Source organism: Acinetobacter pecorum (assembly GCF_014837015.1).
Lineage (GTDB): Bacteria > Pseudomonadota > Gammaproteobacteria > Pseudomonadales > Moraxellaceae > Acinetobacter > Acinetobacter pecorum.
On the sequence record NZ_JACSPT010000001.1, the window covers coordinates 74,726 to 94,520 of the forward strand.

A 19,795-nucleotide genomic window follows, 5' to 3' on the forward strand; every position below is an offset into this window, starting at 1 on the left:
GCACCAAAGCCCTCTCGCTTTCTCCGTTACATAATTTTTTAATATTTATAATTATTACGCCTGTTCGCCCAGATAGTTCATTATTTAAATAGCAGTTATTAAAAATTATCTAGGAGGTATTATTATCTTGAGAGTATAGCTTTAAAATATTAGTTATTGTTTTTTATTGATAAACAATTAAATTTTTTACTTGCGGTAAAATGGGTACACTTGTACTTTTATCGGGCAAGGTGAAAACTAGGAGACCTAGTCTATTAACAGGAAAGGATGAGATTTCTCCAAAAATGAATCTGATTGAAGGCTAGGGAACAGCATGCAGTATGATTTAAAAGGGCCAGAAACTACTCATATTCTATTTATTTAAGGTTAATCAATGGACTGATTAACCTTGGGATGAATGATTTAAATATAAAGAGCATCTAGCATTTTATTCTTCGCTATTATCGGCTTGTGGTGCATCCTGGGTAGGCAAACTATATTCTTCATTGGCCCAAGCACCCAGATCAATCATCTTGCAACGTTCTGAGCAAAAAGGACGGAATTCATTATCTTCCCATGTGGTCAGCTTGCCACAGCGCGGACAGTTTAAAGTGGTGGGCATGACAATAACTCCAAAGAAAAATAAAGGTTCGATTAGGCAAATATAGCCGCACTTGTTAGACTTATGCGGTTTTTATTAGTTTGATCTGATTATGCCGATTCGTCAATTTCAAGCACAGCGTATGCATGCGCCCCGTGAGTTTCAAAGCATCAGTCCTGAACCGGTCTGCGTCGAAGTGGGAGCGGGTAAAGGTAAACATGCCTTGTTATTCAGCAAGAACAATCCCGACACTCAACTGATTGCAATTGAACGTACCCGTGAAAAATTTCTGGCGATGCAAAAACAGCATGCTGTTGAGGGTCAAACTAATTTACAAACCGTTCATGCCGATGCTTTACCGTGGATCGTGCATGCACTGTATCCGCAGCAGGTAGAACAATTCTTTATTTTATATCCAAATCCTGAACCGCATAATCCGGCACAGCGCTGGGTCAATATGCCATTTTTTGAGTTTCTGCTTTCCCGCCTGAAAACCGGGGGAACGATTACTTTGGCCAGTAATATTCCTGCCTATATCGAAGAAGCAGAAATACAGGTGCGAGAGCTCTGGAAGCTGCCTTTTGTCAAAGAAGTGATTGCTGCAGATTCGGCGCGTACCCATTTTGAAATCAAATATCTGGAACGTGGCGAATTATGCCAGCAACTGATCATCAGCAAGCCGGAAAGCTATGTAACGCGCTTTGATGATTTCCAGCCTTTACAAGGGCAGAATGCCACCGTAGCGGAATAAGCAGATGAGCAAACGCATTGCTATTGTGGGCGCAGGCCCTGCGGGGTTAATGGCGGCAGAAGTGCTCAGTCAGTTTGGTTATGAGCTGCATGTCTATGAGCAAAAACCGTCTGCTGCACGAAAATTCCTGATGGCAGGCAAGACCGGCCTGAATATTTCCCATGCCGAGCCTGTGCCACAGTTTGTACAGCGTTATGATGAGGTGGAGTGGTTGTCTCCCTGGATCAAACGCTGGGATGCGTTCTGGATTCAAGACTGGATGAAACAGCTCGGTATAGAACCTTATATCGGTTCGTCTGGCCGGGTATTCCCGACTGAAATGAAAGCCGCACCCTTGCTGCGTGCCTGGCTCAAGCGTTTGGCCCGTGATGGCGTTCAGTTTCATTACCGGCATAAAGTCAGCCAGTTGCAGCAGCAACAGCTGGAGCTACATGATCTGAAAAATAATGAACGCCGCACTGAAGATTTTGATGCCATTATTCTGGCTTGTGGTGCAGTGTCCTGGTCAGCGTTGGGGAGTGATGGTGCATGGCAAGCTTGGTTAAAGCCGGATGAAATTGAACCTTTCCAGGCCAGTAATGCCGGAGTGGAATATCCTTGGTCTCGGTTTATGCAGCCAGTCTTTGGTCAACCGCTGAAACGTGTTGCAGCATGGGTCGGGCAAGGTGAAAAGGCCGTTGGTGATATCGTAATTAGCCATTACGGTCTGGAAAGTGGCCTGATTTATAAGCAGGGTCGGAGCTTACGTGAGCAGCTGAAACAGGGCCGAAACATGCAGCTTAGCCTGGATATTTTTCCTGACCAAAATGTTGAACAATTGACGAAAAAACTACAGCCAAGCAAGAAGCAGTCTTTAACTAATGTCTGGCGTAAAGCCGGATTGGATGGTGCCAAGGCGGCTTTAGTACGGGAATTGGTAGCCAAGGCATTATGGCAAGATGCTGCTGTATTAGCCAAGCAGATGAAGCATTTGACCATTCCACTCACCGGCTTTCGTCCGATTGAAGAGGCGATCAGCTGTGCCGGTGGCGTCAGGCGTGAAGTGTTGTCAGAACAGCTGCAACTTAAATCCAACCCGTATGTTTTTCTTTGCGGGGAAATGCTGGACTGGGATGCACCAACAGGCGGCTATCTGCTGACCGCCTGTTTTGCTACAGGTCGCGCGGCAGGTGAAGGTGTACATCAGTTTCTCACAGCACATTAACTTATTTTATGGTCAGGATGGACAGGCATTTATACTGCAATACAGCATCAATAGATCTGGCCTTGTTGATCCATGCTGTTTTAAAGCTGCGATTTCAGCTTAGATTATTTTTGTATTTTATCTAAGCTGTGTGCCATTCTCGCATCCTGGACTATTCCTTCACTTGCCGGGAAGCTGGTTCTTTCTTGGCAAGGTCGGGGTATTGCAAACGCCAGTGTTCCAGCTGCTCTTGGGCATGCAGGTATTTCCCCAGTCCTTTGACGTTCTCACTGGCTTCATTTACAGTCGCTGCCTGAGACGGCGGACTATTGAGCAACTGTTCCTGATGTTCCCAGTATTGGTACATCAGCCCTTGAATATAACGGCCCTGTTCGGTTTTCAGCTCTAAGGCTTTTAGCATGTTCAGGGCAGACTGGACATGATCCCGCTGACGTTGCTGGACAAATTCTGCTGTCATATTTTCATCGTCGCGCATGCTGTTTAACTCTTTTTCCAGATCACTGCTCATTTCCTGAAAACGCTGTTCATAATCCATCAATGCGGCAATATCGTGCGGATCATCGGCAGTTTTGGGAAATTCTTTGAGAGGTTCGGTTTTCAGTTCCTGCATGACCTGATCTGAAGCCATGTTATCTGTTGGAGTTTCAGCTGGAGTTTCGGTCGTTTTCTGGTCACATGCCATCAGAAGCACGGCTGCGGCGAACAGTAGCGTTCGTGTTATTCCTGGTATTTTTTGCATGATCGCCTCCTGTTTTTAAGTACTTTTCTTGAACACATAGATATGGGTGATATACGGAAAATCTATCATTTCTTCTGCGCGTTTGGCGGTATATTGCTGAATGATCTGTTCAAATTGTTGTTTTAACTGGGCCTGCTGCTGTACGGGCAGGGCTGCAATAAAGCTGGTCGAAAGCAACCGTTTGGATACTACCTGTTCCACACAGCCATGCTGTTGCTGAGCCATTGTGGTTTCTGCATAGGGCTGAAATAGTGTTTGCTGTGTAAAGACATGGCGCCAGGCGCCGCTATGATAGCGTGGCGTATCGCCTTCCAAGGGGGCTATACAATCGGCTAAGGCCTGAACCCAGTCGACCCGAGTATCGCGCTGATTCCAGATTAACACCAGATAACCCTGCGGTTTGAGTACCCGGGCGAGTTCTTGCAAGGTCGCAGCGTCGGCAAACCAGTGAAATGACTGTGCACAAAATATTGCATTCAGGCTATGATCGGGCAGGGGAAGCTGCTGGCTCGCTCCTTCAATCGCATGAATGTCCGGATGGGCCAGTTTTAATTGAGCCAGCATTTCCGGGACAGGATCAATCGCGTTAATATGGGTGCTCAGCGGGCGTAAATAGGGGATAAACTTGCCGGTGCCACAGCCTAAATCCAGAAGATGTGCATCTGCAGGCAAAGCCAGCGTTTCACTGAGCCACTGGCTGATTTCTGCCGGATAATCAGGACGCACTTGCTGATATAGCTCAGCCGACGCACTAAAACCCCGTTTTGCTGCCGGATGTAATGATTGTGTCATATTTTGCGCTTTTTAATCTTTTCGATCCCTATAAAATAGCATATTCACTTTTTTGACAGCGTTCATTGACTGAATTGTTGTGGAAGGGTTCGATTTACCAGTACGGGAAAGTTATGGACAAGCAGATTGTTTTTGAAGATGAACATATACGCGCGATTTTTATGCCGGGATCTTCTTCAGAACTGATTTTTTCATTTGGCGATTTGATTACCCGTGCCAAGGGCCTCAACATCAATGCAGAAAAGTCACTGTCAAAATTTGAATTTAATGTCATTGGCATTATGCCCAAGCATAAATCCTGGTTTCCACAAGGTTCCATGTGGAACATGCTACAGGCAATTGCTGAACTGATCGCGCCGTTTCAGCAGCGTATTGCATATGGCGGCTCTATGGGTGGCTATGCCGCGATCAAATATTCCCGTGCCTTGGGCGTGCAACGGGTGGTGGCGATGGTGCCACAATATTCGATTGATCCGGAAGATGTACACGATGCCCGCTACAACATGTTCTATCAGCCAGAGCTGAATGCCGGAATGCGGATTGATGCTGAAGACATTGATCCGGCCTGTGAATATATTATTGTCTATGATCCTTACTGTGCCGAAGATCGGGCGCATTATCTGAAATTAGCAGCGTTGATCCCGCATCATCATGTGTTGCATTTACCTTTTACCGGGCATGATGCCATCGCGGTTCTGGCCAGTTCCGAGTTGCTGTATGACTTTTTGCTACATGAATATGAGCCCACTTATTTCTACCAGAAAATGCGCCGGGTCAAGAAAAACAGCAAGTTCTACTACCGCAAGGTGATCGAAAATGTCTTGCCACGGCACCGCATGGCCTTGGGGCAGATCCTGAAAAATAACGATCTGCAACTGGATAACCAGTTTTTTGATGCCACACAGAAACAGGTGATTTTGCGGGAACTTTTGCGTAATAAACAGGTCGATCAGCATGACCTGCTCAAGCTCGGCATTCATGTGAATTTGCCGCAGGAAAATCGCCAGTTGCTGTTGGACCAGTATGGACATGGTCTGGTATTTAATGTCATCAGTCATAAAATTGAAAGTTATGCAGAAGGTGCAATTGCACTAAACCATAAATTCCTGATTCCGATTTATGCCAAAGGTAACGGTTTGTTGAGCATTAACCTGAATGATGAACGTTATCTGGTGGTGATGAATGACCGGCATATCATGAAACTGATCAAGGAACAGGATGAACTCAATGTGGGCATGCATCCGATTTTAATGAAGCGCTATAGCGATTTTTATATGTTTAGCTATAAGCAGCTGAATCTGAGTACCAATGAATATGGGGCTGCTGTTTTTATAGACGATAGTGACAAAAATACGCATTTTGTGACATACAGTGAGATAAATTAACTAAAAATTTATATAAAAAACAATTACTTGACATGTGATAGACTTGGCATAATATAGAGATAAGCGGTATAAATAATAAATCAATAATACCGTTCCCGATGGTTAAAACGAAGAAGGGGATCTCTATGATGCGAGCAACTTGGATGATGCAAGTATGTTTTATCTTCGGTTTGGTTCTGCCCAATCTGGCATATGCAGAAAGTGTGCATCCTGCGGTGATTATGGTCAGTGCATCCGTCATTTTTATGATTATTCTATCCGTGTATGTGGTGTATCGAATCCGCAAGTCATTACGCAACCATATGGATAAACCGCTGGATTAATTGTTCCAGGCTGGAAACAGGTTGAAAAGACTCAATGACTCGTTTTAAATCACCGGAATAGATTGTCAAACAGGATTGAGGGAACAGCCGTGAAAGCCGTTTATTTAGATTATGCTTCTTTAGACCAACAGGATTTGGACTTTCAGGAACTGCATGCAGCATTTGACCAGCTTGTCTTGTATCCTGCCACCTCGGCCGAAGAGGTGCAGTTTCGTGTAGCCGATGTGGACGTCATCATAACCAATAAAGTCGTAATCGATGCAGCTACCATTCAACAATGCCCTGAGCTTAAACTGATTTTAATCTCGGCAACCGGCACCAATAATGTCGACCTTGCGGCGGCCAAAGCACGCGGGATCGTGGTGTGTAACTGTCAGGCCTATGGCACTTCGGCAGTCGCGCAGCATACCATCATGCTGATGCTGAATCTGGCAACTTCATTCCTGTCTTACCAACGTGCGTTACAACAAGGCGAGTGGCAAAAAGCCAGCCAGTTCTGCTTGCTGGATGCGCCCATTGTCGAGCTGGCCGGAAAAATATTGGGTATCGTCGGTTATGGAGAACTGGGCCATGCAGTGGCAAAACTGGCCGAAGCTTTTGGTATGAAAGTTCTCATTGCCGCGCTGCCAAACCGTACCGCTGATGCCTCCCGTGTGCCATTTGCAGAGTTGCTTGCTCAAGTTGATTTTCTCAGTCTGCATTGTCCACTTACCGATGATACCCGACATTTAATCAGTCATGATGAACTGGAAACAATGAAAAGCAGTGCATTTTTAATTAACTGTGCGCGTGGCGGTATTGTCGATGAAGCTGCTTTGGCTGAGGCGTTGCGAGCAGGCAAGATTGCCGGTGCAGCGACGGATGTACTCACGGTAGAACCACCGAAACAGGGCAATGTACTACTTGATTCAACGATTCCCAACCTGATTGTGACACCACATAATGCCTGGGGCAGTGTTGATGCACGGCAACGCATTGTGGATCAAATGGTCGAAAATGTAGCAGCATTTAAACAGGGTCAGCCGATTCGACAGGTCAATTGATAGATCGCGTCGATACAAGGTAATAGTTTTATTTTTAGAAAATAAAAAAGCCCGTGATGGGCTTTTTTTATAAATCGGTTACCGCATAACTGGTGGCTGAACCTGAACCAGATTGAGGCTGCATTTGTGGGGTGGTTGTTTGCTGTGGGGCAGCAGAGGACTCACTTAAAGGTTGCTGCACAATTGGTGCTGCTTGCTGTGAATTGCCACGCCAGACTTCTTTGGTCTGCTGGATTTTCTGACCAGTTTGCTGGGCTGCCTGAGTTGCGCCCTGATCTACTTTCTGAATCGTATCTGATGCAGTGGTCTTGGTATTGTTCCAGGCGCGATCTACACCCGGCTTGATTTTAGCAATACCTTTTTCCGTTGCTTCACCGACTTTCTCGGCAGTATTCACTACGCCTTCCTGTGCTTTATATGCAAATACATGCAGCAGGTTCGGATTTTCACCATAGGGTTTAACCGGTTTAGCAGACTGAGTCGTAGTTTGTGCGAATGCTGGAACAGAAAGCATTAAAGCTGTCGTTAAAATAATTGGGGTTTTGATATTCATTATGCATCGACCTCGAATTCGTCTAAGTGCGGTCTGAGTTTGTTTTTCAGTGTAACGGATAATTGGTCAAAAACAATGAATATCCTGTGAAGAGTGCAGGGCTTTCAGGTTGATCTGTACCGGAATATTATAATTTTTAAAGAAAGGGCAGTAGAAATCAGATGAAGGGTCGAATTGAGTTTTAGCAAAATAAAAGCCCTGTTCTTATACTCAAACAGGGCGATCTTTTTAGTCACATTGTGTCAGGGCATCTTTGGCGAAATGTTCGCGTAAGCTGACAAAGTTCTTTTGTACGCCTGCATCGTGCAGGTCAAATTTTTGTGCGGTGCTGGTGCCATCGCGCTGGAAGGTGGCTGAACCGGCATCGATTAGAGTCATGCCTTTAAATGACCATTGTTCAATAACACGGTTATTGCCAATATCGCCGGTGAATTCAATCACGCATTTATCGAGGAATTTGGTCAGTTTTGCCTTGTTGTTGGTCGTGTCTGGAACCACTTCAATATTTTGGACTTCCTGTAAGACACCGACCTGAAGCTGTGGGATTTTTGGTGCAGAGGTACAGGCTGAAAGGGCAATACTCGCAAGACCCGTCAAAATAAGAGCTTTAAATTTCATATGATTCTTTCTTGTTGAGTGTTGTTGAGATGAGTATAGGGAATTGTGAAAAGGATGACCATAGTATTCACGATTTTAGAATGATGGATTTAGGTCATTTAATACGGTGTTTATAGTTGAAATTTTTCTCTAAAGAATCTCAATAAATTCATAGCTCTCAACAATTTTTTCAAATGTTGGGTGAGTACTAATGTGCTTCATTACTTTTAAACTAACAAACTGCTTAATATGTAGTTTTTCAATTTCAGGAAGTAAAGATTTCTCTAAACGTATACGGTAACTTTTTTTGTCTTCGTCAACGATAGTTATTTTTCCAGATATATCTAGTGTTTGTATGGCTCCAGAGATTTCGCATATCAATGGTTCTTTAATTTCCAAATCATTCAAAAAGTTTAATGCAGCTTCGATTTTTTGTGAATTTCCTACCCAGTAATGATTTTTGTTATGATGAGAATCCCAATTTAGTTCAAAGTCTAAATTATTACTTTTTAAAGCTGATAGCATGGACTTGATACTTTTTATCCCTTTATTCCCCATCATTGAGAAAATCTCCTGATTATTTTCAGGGTTTTCTAATGCTTGAAAAAATGAGAACCAATAAGTGAGAGTATTTTGAGATAGACTCCATCCGAACAAGTCGGGCTGAATATCTAAGCTAATAATAAATTTGGTTGAACCCGATACAATATTTGCTAAGCGAAGATCTAACTCGGACTGGTTAACAAAATCAGCATGTTTTTTAGGGGTTTTTATCTTCGTAGAAAGTGTAATTAAACTTTCAGCTAAACCTTTTGATAAGGCTGCATGTAGCATTAAAGGGAGTGAGCCATTATGAGCTTTATCACCTACGAAGCGAACTTCTAAAATTTCTTTTTCTCTGCGAATTTGCAGATCATAAAGTTGCTTTCTAAGGCTATCTAAATGTTCTTTAAAAGAATCGATAGATGCGACTTTAAAGCGATCATTTTTATCTAAGGTTTCACTATCTTTTTTTATTATTTTTTCAGCTAAATGTATTTGTTCTTCAAGAGTAGTGATGTTCATTTGGATTTACTCGAATTTGAATGAAACCTTTAGCTTCATATAATTGATTGAAACTAAAACGACTACGCCAATAGTGATATTTATCCTCATCGCTCATGTAATTAAAATAAAGATCACACCCATATCGAGCGCGAATTGTATTACGATTTACTAGGAGTGAGAGTAAATCATTATATTTTTCGGCAGATAATTTATTAAGATCTTCTTGATTCAGAAATAAAACTATATCAATGTCGCTAGGATGAGGTTTTTTTGAACACATTGAGCCATCAATCCAAATGATCATTTCTACACGATATGCTTTTAGGTCTTGGATTAATACTCTTAAGCGATTACATAGATGTGAACGTGTTCTTTTTTCTTCAAATGGGCTGAGAACCATTTTTTCCAAACTTTACAAAGATATCTTATGAATACCGGGCTCTAGGAGACAAGGATAAATTACTTTTCCATCAGATAGTCTTTTGGGGTCTCTCTCAATATTTTCTGTAAAATTATTGTCTATCATTTTGATTTTTTATTAAAAATACAATTATTTATATCATATATTTATAATTTTTAGTGTAAAAAAAGACCGCATTTGCGGTCTTTTTTACTTTAAATTATTAGTGCTGTAACACTGAAATATCAGCCACTTTTGTGAACAAATCACGAAGTTGAGCAAGCATACGTAAACGGTTTGCTTTCAGGTCAGCATCATCTGCCATCACCATTACACCGTCAAAGAATGCATCGACTGGCGCACGAAGTGCAGCAAGCACAGACAATGCAGCAGTGTAATCTTTCGCAGCAAATAATGGCTCAACTTGAGGCGCAATTTTCGCAAGTTCAGCGAACAATGCTTTTTCAGCATCTTCAACCAAGTTAGCCTCAACCACAGCACCTTCAGGTGCAGCTTCTTTCGCTAAGATATTCGCAACACGCTTGTTTGCAGCAGCCAACGCAGCAGCTTCAGGAAGATCACGGAAATGATTGACCGCATTTACACGCTTGTCAAAATCAAGTGGTGATTTTGGAGACAAGGCCTGAACCGCCTGAATCACATCAACCGCAACGCCTTGGTCTTCGTATTTCGCACGGTAACGACCTTCAAGGAATGCAACCGCATCTGCCAAAGTCTTGTCGTGATCTTTCAATACATCGCCATAAGCAGCCAAAGCCAGCTTGATCAGATCTTCGATTGACACATCAAGTTCGTTTTCAGTCACAAGACGCAAAATACCAATCGCAGAACGACGTAGTGCAAACGGGTCTTTAGAACCTGTTGGCGCTTGACCAATACCGAAAATACCAGTCAATGTGTCTAAGCGGTCGGCAAGAGCAATAGTTGTACCTGTTTTGGTTTTCGGTAAAACGTCACCCGCGAATTTAGGCAGGTATTGCTCACCTAGAGATTCAGCCACTTCATCATTTTCACCTTCAAGACGCGCATAGTAAGTGCCCGCGATCCCTTGAAGTTCTGGGAATTCACCCACAAGCTCAGAAGTTAAATCGCATTTTGCAAGAAGGGCAGCTTTTTCAGCATCTTGAGGATTTGCACCTGTAATTGGCGCAAGTGCAACAGCCAATTTCGCAATACGTGTCGATTTGTCCCAAAGCGTACCGAGTTCTGCCTGGAATACCATGTTTGCCAGTTTCTCTTTACGCGATGCAAGCGGTTGCTTTTGATCTTGCAAGAAGAAGAATTCAGCATCAGACAAACGTGGACGAACCACTTTCTCATTACCTTCAATGATTTGTGTCGGGTCTTTCGACTCGATGTTCGATACAGTAATGAAGTACGGTTGCAGTTTGTTCTCAGTATTTACCAAACAGAAGTACTTTTGGTTGTCCTGCATGGTGGTAATCAAGGCTTCTTGAGGAACTGCAAGGAAGCGTTCTTCGAAGCTTGCACGAAGTGCAACAGGCCATTCAACCAGTGCCGTCACTTCGTCACGAAGATCAGCAGGCACAATCGCAATTGCATTCACTTCATCAGCAAGTGCTTTGACTTGCTGGTCAATGATCGCTTGACGTTCTTCAAAAGAAGCCACAACGTGCGCTGCTTTAAGCTTGCTTAAGTATTCATCAGCATGCGTTAAAGTGATCGCTTCAGGTGCATGGAAACGGTGACCATAAGTCACATTACCTGCTTTGTGATCCTGAATGGTTGCATCAATCACATCGTTATCTTTTAACAACACCACCCATTTCACAGGACGTACGAATTCGGTACGGCTTGCCGCAGAACGCATACGTTTTGCAATTGGCAGGTTGTCTAAAGCTGCTTGTAAAATTTGTGGCAGTAAAACGTCAAGGCTTTGACCTTTTACGTCTTTTAAGTAGCACACTTTTTCAACTTTACCGGCCTGGAAAGTAGAAACCTGATCTACAGTAATGCCTTGCCCACGCATAAAACCTTCCAAAGCTTTGGTTGGTTTGCCTTCAACATCAAACGCTGCCTGTTTGGCAGGGCCGTCAAAACGTTTTTGTGTGTCTGCCTGTGCGCCGTCCACATTGACGATTTTAAGTGCCAAACGACGTGGTGCTGCATAGGCTTCGATTGCATCAAAAGCCAGACCAGCATCTTTTAAGCCTTTTTCAGTTTCAGCTTTTAAAGCATCACGTAATTTTTTCAGGCTTTTTGGTGGAAGTTCTTCACAACCCAATTCGAACAAAACGGTATGTTTAGACATTATTTGCTCTCCTTAGATTCAACTTTTGCTTCCGCTTCAACTTGCGCTTTCAATTGTGCCAACACTTCATCACGTAATGCAGGTTCTGCCATCGGGAAACCGAGTTTCGCACGTGCAGCCACGTAGCTTTGTGCAATTGAACGGGCCAATGTACGTACACGTAAAATATAACGCTGACGTTCAGTCACAGAGATCGCGCCACGCGCATCCAGTAAGTTAAAGCAATGTGACGCTTTAATCACTTGCTCATAAGCTGGTAATGGCAGTTCCGCTTCGATTAAACGCGTTGCTTCAGCTTCGTAGAAATCGAACAATTCGAACATCTTGTCGACAGGCGCATATTCGAAGTTATAAGTCGATTGTTCTACTTCATTTTGATGGAACACATCACCGTAAGTTACAGTACCGAACTGGCCTTTGGTCCAAACCAGATCATAAACCGAGTCTACACCTTGCAGGTACATGGCAAGACGTTCAAGACCGTAGGTAATTTCGCCTGTAACCGGGTAGCACTCAACACCACCGACTTGCTGGAAATACGTGAACTGAGTCACTTCCATACCGTTCAGCCAAACTTCCCAGCCTAAGCCCCAGGCACCCAGTGTCGGAGATTCCCAGTTGTCTTCTACGAAACGGATATCATGTACCAGCGGGTCAATACCAATCGCTTTTAATGAATCAAGATAAAGCTGCTGGATGTTGTCCGGGTTTGGCTTAAGCACCACCTGGAACTGGTAGTAATGTTGTAGACGATTCGGGTTTTCACCATAACGACCGTCTTTTGGGCGACGTGACGGCTGAACATAAGCGGCATTCCAGGTTTCAGGACCTAAGGCACGTAAGAAAGTTGCGGTGTGGAATGTCCCTGCACCCATTTCCATGTCGTAAGGTTGTAAAACGACGCAGCCTTGCTCCGCCCAGTAGTTTTGTAAGGCAAGAATTAAGCCTTGGAAGGTATCAATATGCGATATGGCGCGACTCATGGTCATCCACTTAAAATTAGAGAAAAATTGTGCTCAATTATAAGGACTTTGCAGGGGAGTGGCAAAGGGTTAATGTGTCTATCCTTTTTTGAAAAAATAAAAGAGACGGGAATGATAGGACTTGCTGAAAGGCGTACTGCGATTTTAACTTTGCCAATAAATGCCGGCCGAACTGAAAACCAGGAATAAATCAGATGGATGACCTGCTGTAAACTCGAGAGTTATAAAGTTCAACGGAGCTTATACGATTGTTGTTCTAAAATTAGTTTAATATTCACGCAATATAATAATGTTTAAAAATAAGGGACTTCATGACCACTTACCAAATTCAATGCCATTTAAAATACAAGGTCGTACAACCGACAGAATTTATTTTTATGCTTCAGGCAGCACATCATCCTGATCAAAAGATTCTTGAAGAGCAACTGCACTTTAATCTGCCGGTGGTCTGGCATGAATTTCAGGATGCACAGCATCAAAACCGTCATATTCGTTTGCAGGTCGAACCCTGTGAGGTTTTTGAGGTGAATTATATTGCGAACGTGGCTCGTCAATCGGGCATTTCTTTTGAACGGCAGCAAGGTCTGAAAGAAGTGTCGATTCCTGATCTACCTGATGAAGTATTGCCTTATTTGCTGGCCAGCCGTTATTGCAATTCGGATTTATTGCTGGAAATGGCAAAACGTTCATTTGGCTGGATGACACCCGGCTATACGCGGGTCAAAGCGATTGAGCAGTGGATCTATAACAATATTTTTTATGCTTCTGGCAGTTCTGACCAGTTTACCACTGCTACAGATGTCCTGGTACATCGTGCAGGCGTGTGCCGTGACTTCGCCCATTTAGGCATTGCATTGTGCCGTGCCTTGGGTATTCCGGCACGTATGGTGGTTGGCTATGTAGAAATTGAAAAGTTTTTACCCGATTTTCATGCCATTTTTGAAGTGTATTTGGACGGAGGGTGGGTACAGTTTGATCCGACCCGTCTGGCTCCGGTCGAAAATCTCATTCGGATTGGTACTGGCGTCGATGCCGGTGATGTCGCATTTTCAACCTATTATGGTCAGGTCGAGCTGCTAAAAATCCAGCCACTGATTCAACCTGAAATCAGCCATTAAGCTGCTTTAAAAAGATTTGAACAGCTATTTAAGCAGAAGGTTAGAAAGGATTTTTCCATGCAAATGACTATCGGTAATAAAGTGATCATTCTATAAAAAGCCGAATGAATGTTTTAACTTGAGTGAAATATTGTTTTAAAAAGCATGTATTCGCGAATGGTGAAAAGATGTAAAACAGCGATGCCTTTCATCTGGCTTGGTTCTATAATGCGCAAAATCTGCAAATCATAAGATCAGGCGCACTGTGTTTCATTCCCATCTCGACTGGCTCAATACCCTAAAACCAAATTTCAAAGTCCTTCCGCTCAAAGACCGCCTGCTCTGCGGAATAGGTGCATTGCTAGGTCTGGTGGTTTCCTCCTTGCTGAGTTTATGGATTCTGGGGGATTTTGAAGCCTGGTACATTGCCCCGATGGGCGCATCTTCGGTATTGCTGTTTGCGGTACCGGCAAGTCCTCTGGCACAGCCCTGGAACATTCTGGTCGGCAATACCATTGCTGCCGTCATTGGGGTGAGCTGTGCCTTGCTCATTGCCAATCCGACCGAAGCCTTTAGTCTGGCAGTAGCTGCCGCAATTGTCCTGATGATGACCACGGATTCCCTGCATCCACCGAGTGGCGCCGTGGCCATTACTGCAGTGCTGGGTGGTCATCCGGTGCATGAACTGGGTTATGCCTTTGTATTTTATCCGGTGTTGCTCAATTCAATTCTGCTCATGGGGATTGCCATTGTCTTTAACCGGATGATTGGCAAGAACTATCCGCAGCAGGCCCAGTTAAATAGCCGTTCCAAGGACCCGACGCCGACCCAGAAAGTGACGATTCAACCGCAGGATATTCAGGAAGTGCTGGACCAGCATACCGAGCTGCTGGACATCAGTGAATATGACCTGCAAAAAATCATTCTGGAGGCACAAAACCGCGCCAATGCGCGTGCGGTGCATGAATTTAGCTGCCAGGATATTATGACGAAGGATGTGGCAACCCTGCATGAAAATGATGATATCCAACATGCACTGGACAAGTTCAAGCAGATGAACCTGATGAGCCTGCCCGTCGTTAATGCAGATGAACAGCTGGTCGGTACGCTGGCAATGTATCAGGTGGTGGAATGGTTTAAGCGCGCTGTCGATGTACGCAGCAGCTGGGAGCATCAGGTTAAACATATCATGACCCGCAAAGTGATCACGGTACAGCCCTTACAGCCCATTCAGGATCTGGTGCCATATTTTGTCGAGCGTTCCTTTAACTATATTCCGGTGGTAAGCAAGCAGCAATTGGTGGGAATTATCAGCCGGGCAGACATGATTGCTGCCCTCAACCAGGAGCTGAATCATTTTAAAATGAAAGCTTAAAACCGGATTAAAATGGCATATAAGCGACCATGCCTGATCAGGTCTGGTCGGCTTGCCAGCTGAGAAAACTGTAAAACAGTATCATTGGTAGAAAGAAATTCAGTAAAAACAAAAAAATGAACACTAAAAAGCTTCGCTTGGAGGATGCGAGATGTAGGCCAGAATCAGGATTTCCAATGCTGCTCATTAAAATTGTGAGGATGTTAAACAGCTGTTAATGGCGTAGGTAGCAGCAGGTGAGTCCCTCATAGAAAAGGAAAGATCATCGTCCAGTAAGTCAGGCAGACAAAAAGCTAATCAAAAGCGCTGAAAACAGGCTTCTGAAAATGGAGAAAAATCCCATAACTGACTTCATGAAATAGCGTATAAGAAAATAAAATTAGGGTCATGATCAAAGGTGCAAGCACGAGATTGAGTGTCATTTTCCAGAGAGAGTTTCGGATCGGTTGACAGATTAAGTGAAATATCCTGTCCAATATCTGTTTGCCACTTTTTGATATTTTTAATGTAATGACTTTATCTTTATCATTGTTAAAAGCATATTATTTTTCGATGAGAGAAAGATTCAACATATAGGCGAATAATACGACAAAGCACACCAGAGTGTGCTTTGTAGAGGGTGTGATGCTTAAGAGCTGTAATGATTAAATAAAGAACCAGTAAATAAACAATGAAATAATAAAGATACACATAATATTCAGCACAAAACCAACTTTCATCATTTCGCTTTGCTGGATATAACCGGTTCCAAAAACAATCGCATTTGGCGGGGTCGCTACCGGCAGCATAAAGGCACATGAGGCACCAATGCCAATGACAATCACCAGAATTTCTTTGGGCATTCCCATCTGATCCGCAATTGCGGCAAATACTGGTACCAGCAGGGCAGCTGAAGCGGTATTACTGGTAAATTCAGTCAGGAAGATAATAAATGTAGCAACTACAAAAATAATTATCAGTGGGGAGGCATCACCAAAGGCATTGGCCAGAGTTTGACCCAGTACCAGCGAACTGCCTGAATCCTTCAGAATGGCACTCAAGGTCAGACCACCACCGAACAGGTACAAGACCCCCCAGTCGGTATTTTCTGCAATCTGTTTCCAGCTTGCGGTACCCAGAATCACCACCATACAGGCAGCCAAAATTGCAATCCAAGTATCCGGCTGGGAAATACCAAAAATTTCAGTGAATTTTTTACTGAAAATCCAGGCAATTGCAGTACAAAGAAAGAGGATCATGGTGGCTATACGGGTGCCGGTCCAGGGAATATTTTCAGTTACAAATTGTACTTTGTAATTCAGTTTTGGACGTAGTACCAGATATAAACTGACCAGCATGGCGGGAAGAATAATGAACATCATCGGCAAGCCGATTTTCATCCAGTCGGCAAAATCATAGCCGAGGGCCTTGGCAGCAATGGCATTCGGAGGTGAACCGACCATGGTGCCCAGTCCGCCAATACTGGCCGAATAGGCAATGCCGAGCAGGATAAAGACAAAAGTTTTACGATCCTTGCTGACATCCAGATGTGAAAGCAAGCCTAGGGCCAAAGGCAGCATCATGGCAGCAGTCGCCGTATTGGAAATCCACATGGACAGCAGCGCCGTCACCACAAAAATCGCCAGTACAGAAATGCCCAGATGCCCTCTGGACAGGGAGATGATCCACATGGCAATTTTCCGGTCCAGTTTCTGGATATGCAACGCTGTGGCCAAAGCAAAACCACCAAAAAACAGGAAAATGACAGGATCGGCAAAAGTAGCCAAAGCGGCTTGCGTGGTAATCGGAACCAGTTCTTCACCAGAGGCCATTGGCATGGCCAGCAATACTGCCATCACGGGGATGAGTAAAGCTGTAATCGTGATATGAATGGCTTCAGTCAACCATAAGATACCGATAAAGGCTAAAAGTGCCAGTCCTTTATTGGCATTCTGGTCATAGGGCAGGTAAAGATATAAGCCATAGGCCACAATGGCTGCGACAAGAATAAGAATCCAGCCTTTAAGCAGCCCTTTAGGCATGGCATTGGTCGGGGTAGCTAGGTTGGTCTGAGTCATATGCTCTCCTTGCAAGGTTTTTATTTACATCATTTTTTATATTAACTTTGAATTTGTAATTTTGTTTTGCTTAAAAAGCATCCTATTTAAAGATACTATAACCAGATTGTTGCAATAATCCAGTACTTTGCCATAGGGCATACAGGCCCAAGCCAAAAAGTAAAGCCAGAACAATCCATTTGAAGTGCTGCTGAGACAAACGATGGCGTATTTTGTCTCCGATCCAGACACCAGCAAGGGCGAATAGGCTGATCCCGATCAGAATATGCTGTTGATGGGTTTCCAGTGTGATCAGAATTGGAAACAGTAAAACTAGCTGGATCAGTTTACCGGCAATGAAATTGAGATTGCTGATAATGACAATATCTGTTTTAGACAGCTGGCAACTCATCAGATACATCATCAGAAAAGGTGCCATGGCATTGGTCGCACCTCCAATGATGCCGGCCAGAAAACCAAAACAGAGCATGCTGGAAATATGTGGACTAACTTGCAATGGCTGTGCCCGTAACTGGTCCAAGACATAAAATACAATCACCAGACCCAATAACAGTTTTAAATAAGCCTCATTTAGCCAAAGTAACAGCTTGACCCCGAGTACACTGCCGATCAGGCTACTGAGTATCAGTGGCCAATAGCGTTTTATATAATAGCCAATGCTATGCAACATGCTATGCGCAGGATCGGCATTCAGCATGATCAGATTCAGCAGCAGGCAGGGCAGAATGACAAGAGTAACTGCGATGCTAAGCGGATATGCACTGGACAGAACAGCCGTACTCATCATGGGAAAGCCAAAGCCGCTTAAACCATGCAGCAGGGCTGCTACGGCACAGAGCCACAGCATTATCCATTCTGCCTGAGTCATGTGAAATCCATTTCAAAAATTAGAATATTGAACTTATCGTGAATTCAACTGAGAAAGAAAGTGAAAAGCTGTAATACAGCTAAGAAATAACAAAAATATAGGCAAAAAAAAGCCACGATAACTTGGGGAAATTACCGTGGCATCAAAATTTCATCCCATTTAGGGGTGAACGGAGGAAGCTCTTCGATGAAACCTGTCAAGAATGCTAGTTAAACCTTCCTATACACCTTAATAATCGCGTTTATCCTGATTAACGGTGCGTACAGGATTTTTATAGCCTTGGGACTGATAAGCGCTATCATGTTCAATACTGTACGGTTGTTTTGGCATGATTAACCAAAGTACCAGATAAACCAGAATACCCGGAAAAGCGGCACTCATCACTGAAACCAGCACAAAGATAAGACGTAATAAATTTGCGTTCCAACCAAAACGTTCAGCAATACCGCCCATCACACCTGCAATCATGTTTGAGCGGTTAGAGCGATATAAACCAACATTGGCCATTAAAATCTCCTGATAAAATACGTTTGAATCCACAAAATAGATCCATATTATTAAAAGAAATGGCGTTAGATCGAACTTTTTAAAGTGCTGATTACAAATAAAATCGTTAAGTAATGTTAAGAAAGATTAAAACCCGGTCTAAGAGTCACTAACATATAGAAAATTCTATTGAACTCTTATGTAAAGTTCATCAGCTTTGCTGTGTGTTTTTTACTCGCCATGTTTTAGGTCTGGGTCGGTTAAAAAAATGAAAGTAGATATATCACGTTTTACATCAAGCAATTTTCTTAAATGTAGCCTGATACTGGGGAGCGTGGTGATTTTGCAGGCCTGTGACCAGCATCAAGTCAAGCCTGAACAGGAAGATCAGCAAGAGGCTGTAGAAGAAGAAGGGGTCAAGGTTTCTGCTGCCAATACGACCGCAGGTGTAGTCGCAGTCAGTGCCAAATCCTTAACTCAGGCTGTAGGGCTGGCTGCTGTTCCAGTTGAGGCGGATCTAAATCCGACCACTGTTCCTGATTATGCCAAAACATTTATTGGTCGCTATCATACCGAAATTGACTGTGATGGGCGTTTCGCACCTTGTACAGAAGGTAAGGCAGAATATATTTTGGCTTTACTGCCGGATGGTACGGTACACCGTAGTATTTTTCAGTATGGCAAAGTTTTTATTGATAATACGAGAAGCAGCACAGCTCATAATACCACCTATCGTAAGGATCGCTGGTCGATCAACCCGGAACGTACTGAATTGGTCATAAACCGTAAAGAAGGGGCGAGTTTTTATTATACGATTAAGGATTCGAACCATCTGGTTATGAATCTGGAAAAAATTTACAGTGAGAAGGAAAAAACCAACCGCGAATTATTTGAGCGAGGTTATCCGGCACCTTCGAAAGCCTATGAACTGGTCAAAGATACTTCCTTTCATGTCGAACCATAATGTCAGATAAAATTGGTCGATCCAGTCTAAAACGTTGTTCAAAGAAGATTTAAATTAATACAATAAATATGAGCTGTTGGACACGTGAGCTTAAAATCTGGATGCAGAAATACACGAGTAGAAATCGTATTTAATAATTAAAATATAAAGAGGTAAATCTGAGAGGGCATTCTTGGAAAAGAATGGTGGGCCGTCCGCGACTCGAACGCGGGACCAATGGATTAAAAGTCCACTGCTCTACCAACTGAGCTAACGGCC

General features: G+C 43.5%; 20 protein-coding genes. 8 read left to right on the forward strand and 12 right to left on the reverse strand.

Annotated elements, in window-relative coordinates:
• Positions 1 to 427 precede the first annotated feature (427 nt).
• Positions 428 to 601 carry a DNA gyrase inhibitor YacG gene (locus H9629_RS00310; RefSeq protein WP_004278554.1) on the reverse strand — a complete coding sequence of 58 codons (174 nt, stop codon included), beginning with the start codon at positions 599 to 601 and terminating at the stop codon, positions 428 to 430.
• 85 nt (positions 602 to 686) lie between these two features.
• Between H9629_RS00310 and H9629_RS00315 the strand changes: the two genes are divergently transcribed.
• Positions 687 to 1,331: a class I SAM-dependent methyltransferase gene (locus H9629_RS00315; RefSeq protein WP_171254905.1), complete on the forward strand. Its 645-nt coding sequence runs from the start codon at positions 687 to 689 to the stop codon at positions 1,329 to 1,331.
• 4 nt (positions 1,332 to 1,335) lie between these two features.
• Complete coding sequence (locus tag H9629_RS00320) at positions 1,336 to 2,535, forward strand: TIGR03862 family flavoprotein (RefSeq protein ID WP_064102199.1); 1,200 nt, start codon at positions 1,336 to 1,338, stop codon at positions 2,533 to 2,535.
• Positions 2,536 to 2,686: 151 nt separating this feature from the next.
• Here the strand turns inward: H9629_RS00320 and H9629_RS00325 are convergent, their stop codons facing one another.
• Both H9629_RS00325 and H9629_RS00330 read right to left on the reverse strand, forming a co-directional pair.
• Positions 2,687 to 3,274: a hypothetical protein gene (locus tag H9629_RS00325; protein ID WP_064094920.1), complete on the reverse strand. Its 588-nt coding sequence runs from the start codon at positions 3,272 to 3,274 to the stop codon at positions 2,687 to 2,689.
• A gap of 15 nt (positions 3,275 to 3,289) precedes the next feature.
• The gene (locus H9629_RS00330; RefSeq protein WP_064094919.1) at positions 3,290 to 4,066 is read right to left on the reverse strand and encodes a class I SAM-dependent methyltransferase; all 777 of its coding nucleotides are present in this window, start codon (positions 4,064 to 4,066) and stop codon (positions 3,290 to 3,292) included.
• 113 nt (positions 4,067 to 4,179) lie between these two features.
• Between H9629_RS00330 and H9629_RS00335 the strand changes: the two genes are divergently transcribed.
• From H9629_RS00335 to H9629_RS00345, 3 genes are all read left to right on the forward strand, one after another.
• Positions 4,180 to 5,451 (forward strand): hypothetical protein, encoded by a 1,272-nt coding sequence (locus tag H9629_RS00335; protein ID WP_191730327.1) that lies wholly within the window; start codon positions 4,180 to 4,182, stop codon positions 5,449 to 5,451.
• Between the two features lie 125 nt (positions 5,452 to 5,576).
• On the forward strand, positions 5,577 to 5,774 hold the full coding sequence (locus H9629_RS00340) for a hypothetical protein (protein WP_081406315.1): 198 nt from the start codon (positions 5,577 to 5,579) through the stop codon (positions 5,772 to 5,774).
• A gap of 89 nt (positions 5,775 to 5,863) precedes the next feature.
• Positions 5,864 to 6,817: a 2-hydroxyacid dehydrogenase gene (locus tag H9629_RS00345; RefSeq protein WP_064094917.1), complete on the forward strand. Its 954-nt coding sequence runs from the start codon at positions 5,864 to 5,866 to the stop codon at positions 6,815 to 6,817.
• Between the two features lie 67 nt (positions 6,818 to 6,884).
• On the opposite strand, the gene H9629_RS00350 is transcribed toward H9629_RS00345, so the two are convergent.
• The 6 genes from H9629_RS00350 to glyQ form a co-directional block, all read right to left on the reverse strand.
• A complete protein-coding gene (locus tag H9629_RS00350; protein WP_191730328.1) occupies positions 6,885 to 7,370 on the reverse strand; it encodes a hypothetical protein in 486 nt (161 codons plus the stop codon).
• 228 nt (positions 7,371 to 7,598) lie between these two features.
• Entirely contained in the window at positions 7,599 to 7,988 is a 390-nt protein-coding gene (locus H9629_RS00355; protein WP_191730329.1) for a hypothetical protein, read from the reverse strand.
• Positions 7,989 to 8,117: 129 nt separating this feature from the next.
• Positions 8,118 to 9,032, reverse strand: coding sequence for a hypothetical protein (locus tag H9629_RS00360; RefSeq protein WP_191730330.1), 915 nt, complete (start codon positions 9,030 to 9,032; stop codon positions 8,118 to 8,120).
• Complete coding sequence (locus tag H9629_RS00365; RefSeq protein ID WP_225215683.1) at positions 9,013 to 9,414, reverse strand: DUF6932 family protein; 402 nt, start codon at positions 9,412 to 9,414, stop codon at positions 9,013 to 9,015. The genes H9629_RS00360 and H9629_RS00365 overlap by 20 nt, the downstream gene beginning before the upstream one ends.
• A gap of 223 nt (positions 9,415 to 9,637) precedes the next feature.
• Positions 9,638 to 11,707: a glycine--tRNA ligase subunit beta gene (gene glyS / locus H9629_RS00370; protein ID WP_191730331.1), complete on the reverse strand. Its 2,070-nt coding sequence runs from the start codon at positions 11,705 to 11,707 to the stop codon at positions 9,638 to 9,640.
• Complete coding sequence (gene glyQ, locus H9629_RS00375) at positions 11,707 to 12,690, reverse strand: glycine--tRNA ligase subunit alpha (protein ID WP_064102208.1); 984 nt, start codon at positions 12,688 to 12,690, stop codon at positions 11,707 to 11,709. Before glyQ ends, glyS begins: the two co-directional genes overlap by 1 nt.
• Before the next feature lie 311 nt (positions 12,691 to 13,001).
• Between glyQ and H9629_RS00380 the strand changes: the two genes are divergently transcribed.
• Positions 13,002 to 13,808, forward strand: coding sequence for a transglutaminase-like domain-containing protein (locus H9629_RS00380; RefSeq protein WP_191730332.1), 807 nt, complete (start codon positions 13,002 to 13,004; stop codon positions 13,806 to 13,808).
• A 244-nt stretch (positions 13,809 to 14,052) separates the two neighbouring features.
• Entirely contained in the window at positions 14,053 to 15,162 is a 1,110-nt protein-coding gene (locus H9629_RS00385) for an HPP family protein (protein ID WP_064094908.1), read from the forward strand.
• A gap of 644 nt (positions 15,163 to 15,806) precedes the next feature.
• On the opposite strand, the gene H9629_RS00390 is transcribed toward H9629_RS00385, so the two are convergent.
• The 3 genes from H9629_RS00390 to H9629_RS00400 all read right to left on the reverse strand — a co-directional run bounded on the left by H9629_RS00390 (position 15,807) and on the right by H9629_RS00400 (position 18,594).
• Positions 15,807 to 17,219 (reverse strand): SLC13 family permease, encoded by a 1,413-nt coding sequence (locus H9629_RS00390; protein WP_191730333.1) that lies wholly within the window; start codon positions 17,217 to 17,219, stop codon positions 15,807 to 15,809.
• 82 nt (positions 17,220 to 17,301) lie between these two features.
• Entirely contained in the window at positions 17,302 to 18,087 is a 786-nt protein-coding gene (locus tag H9629_RS00395; RefSeq protein WP_191730334.1) for a sulfite exporter TauE/SafE family protein, read from the reverse strand.
• A 228-nt stretch (positions 18,088 to 18,315) separates the two neighbouring features.
• On the reverse strand, positions 18,316 to 18,594 hold the full coding sequence (locus H9629_RS00400) for a PspC domain-containing protein (protein ID WP_191730335.1): 279 nt from the start codon (positions 18,592 to 18,594) through the stop codon (positions 18,316 to 18,318).
• A 247-nt stretch (positions 18,595 to 18,841) separates the two neighbouring features.
• Between H9629_RS00400 and H9629_RS00405 the strand changes: the two genes are divergently transcribed.
• Positions 18,842 to 19,537, forward strand: a complete 696-nt coding sequence (locus tag H9629_RS00405; protein ID WP_064102212.1) for a hypothetical protein — start codon at positions 18,842 to 18,844, stop codon at positions 19,535 to 19,537.
• Positions 19,538 to 19,795: the final 258 nt, after the last annotated feature.

What these genes read in the sequence shown, in the direction of transcription:
- H9629_RS00310 (WP_004278554.1), bottom strand. Translation starts at nt 601, where the DNA reads ATGCCCACCACTTTAAACTGTCCGCGCTGTGGCAAGCTGACCACATGG.
- H9629_RS00320 (WP_064102199.1), top strand. Translation starts at nt 1,336, where the DNA reads ATGAGCAAACGCATTGCTATTGTGGGCGCAGGCCCTGCGGGGTTAATG.
- H9629_RS00325 (WP_064094920.1), bottom strand. Translation starts at nt 3,274, where the DNA reads ATGCAAAAAATACCAGGAATAACACGAACGCTACTGTTCGCCGCAGCC.
- H9629_RS00330 (WP_064094919.1), bottom strand. Translation starts at nt 4,066, where the DNA reads ATGACACAATCATTACATCCGGCAGCAAAACGGGGTTTTAGTGCGTCG.
- H9629_RS00335 (WP_191730327.1), top strand. Translation starts at nt 4,180, where the DNA reads ATGGACAAGCAGATTGTTTTTGAAGATGAACATATACGCGCGATTTTT.
- H9629_RS00340 (WP_081406315.1), top strand. Translation starts at nt 5,577, where the DNA reads ATGATGCGAGCAACTTGGATGATGCAAGTATGTTTTATCTTCGGTTTG.
- H9629_RS00350 (WP_191730328.1), bottom strand. Translation starts at nt 7,370, where the DNA reads ATGAATATCAAAACCCCAATTATTTTAACGACAGCTTTAATGCTTTCT.
- H9629_RS00355 (WP_191730329.1), bottom strand. Translation starts at nt 7,988, where the DNA reads ATGAAATTTAAAGCTCTTATTTTGACGGGTCTTGCGAGTATTGCCCTT.
- H9629_RS00360 (WP_191730330.1), bottom strand. Translation starts at nt 9,032, where the DNA reads ATGAACATCACTACTCTTGAAGAACAAATACATTTAGCTGAAAAAATA.
- H9629_RS00365 (WP_225215683.1), bottom strand. Translation starts at nt 9,414, where the DNA reads ATGGTTCTCAGCCCATTTGAAGAAAAAAGAACACGTTCACATCTATGT.
- glyS (WP_191730331.1), bottom strand. Translation starts at nt 11,707, where the DNA reads ATGTCTAAACATACCGTTTTGTTCGAATTGGGTTGTGAAGAACTTCCA.
- glyQ (WP_064102208.1), bottom strand. Translation starts at nt 12,690, where the DNA reads ATGAGTCGCGCCATATCGCATATTGATACCTTCCAAGGCTTAATTCTT.
- H9629_RS00380 (WP_191730332.1), top strand. Translation starts at nt 13,002, where the DNA reads ATGACCACTTACCAAATTCAATGCCATTTAAAATACAAGGTCGTACAA.
- H9629_RS00390 (WP_191730333.1), bottom strand. Translation starts at nt 17,219, where the DNA reads ATGACTCAGACCAACCTAGCTACCCCGACCAATGCCATGCCTAAAGGG.
- H9629_RS00395 (WP_191730334.1), bottom strand. Translation starts at nt 18,087, where the DNA reads ATGACTCAGGCAGAATGGATAATGCTGTGGCTCTGTGCCGTAGCAGCC.
- H9629_RS00400 (WP_191730335.1), bottom strand. Translation starts at nt 18,594, where the DNA reads ATGGCCAATGTTGGTTTATATCGCTCTAACCGCTCAAACATGATTGCA.
- H9629_RS00405 (WP_064102212.1), top strand. Translation starts at nt 18,842, where the DNA reads ATGAAAGTAGATATATCACGTTTTACATCAAGCAATTTTCTTAAATGT.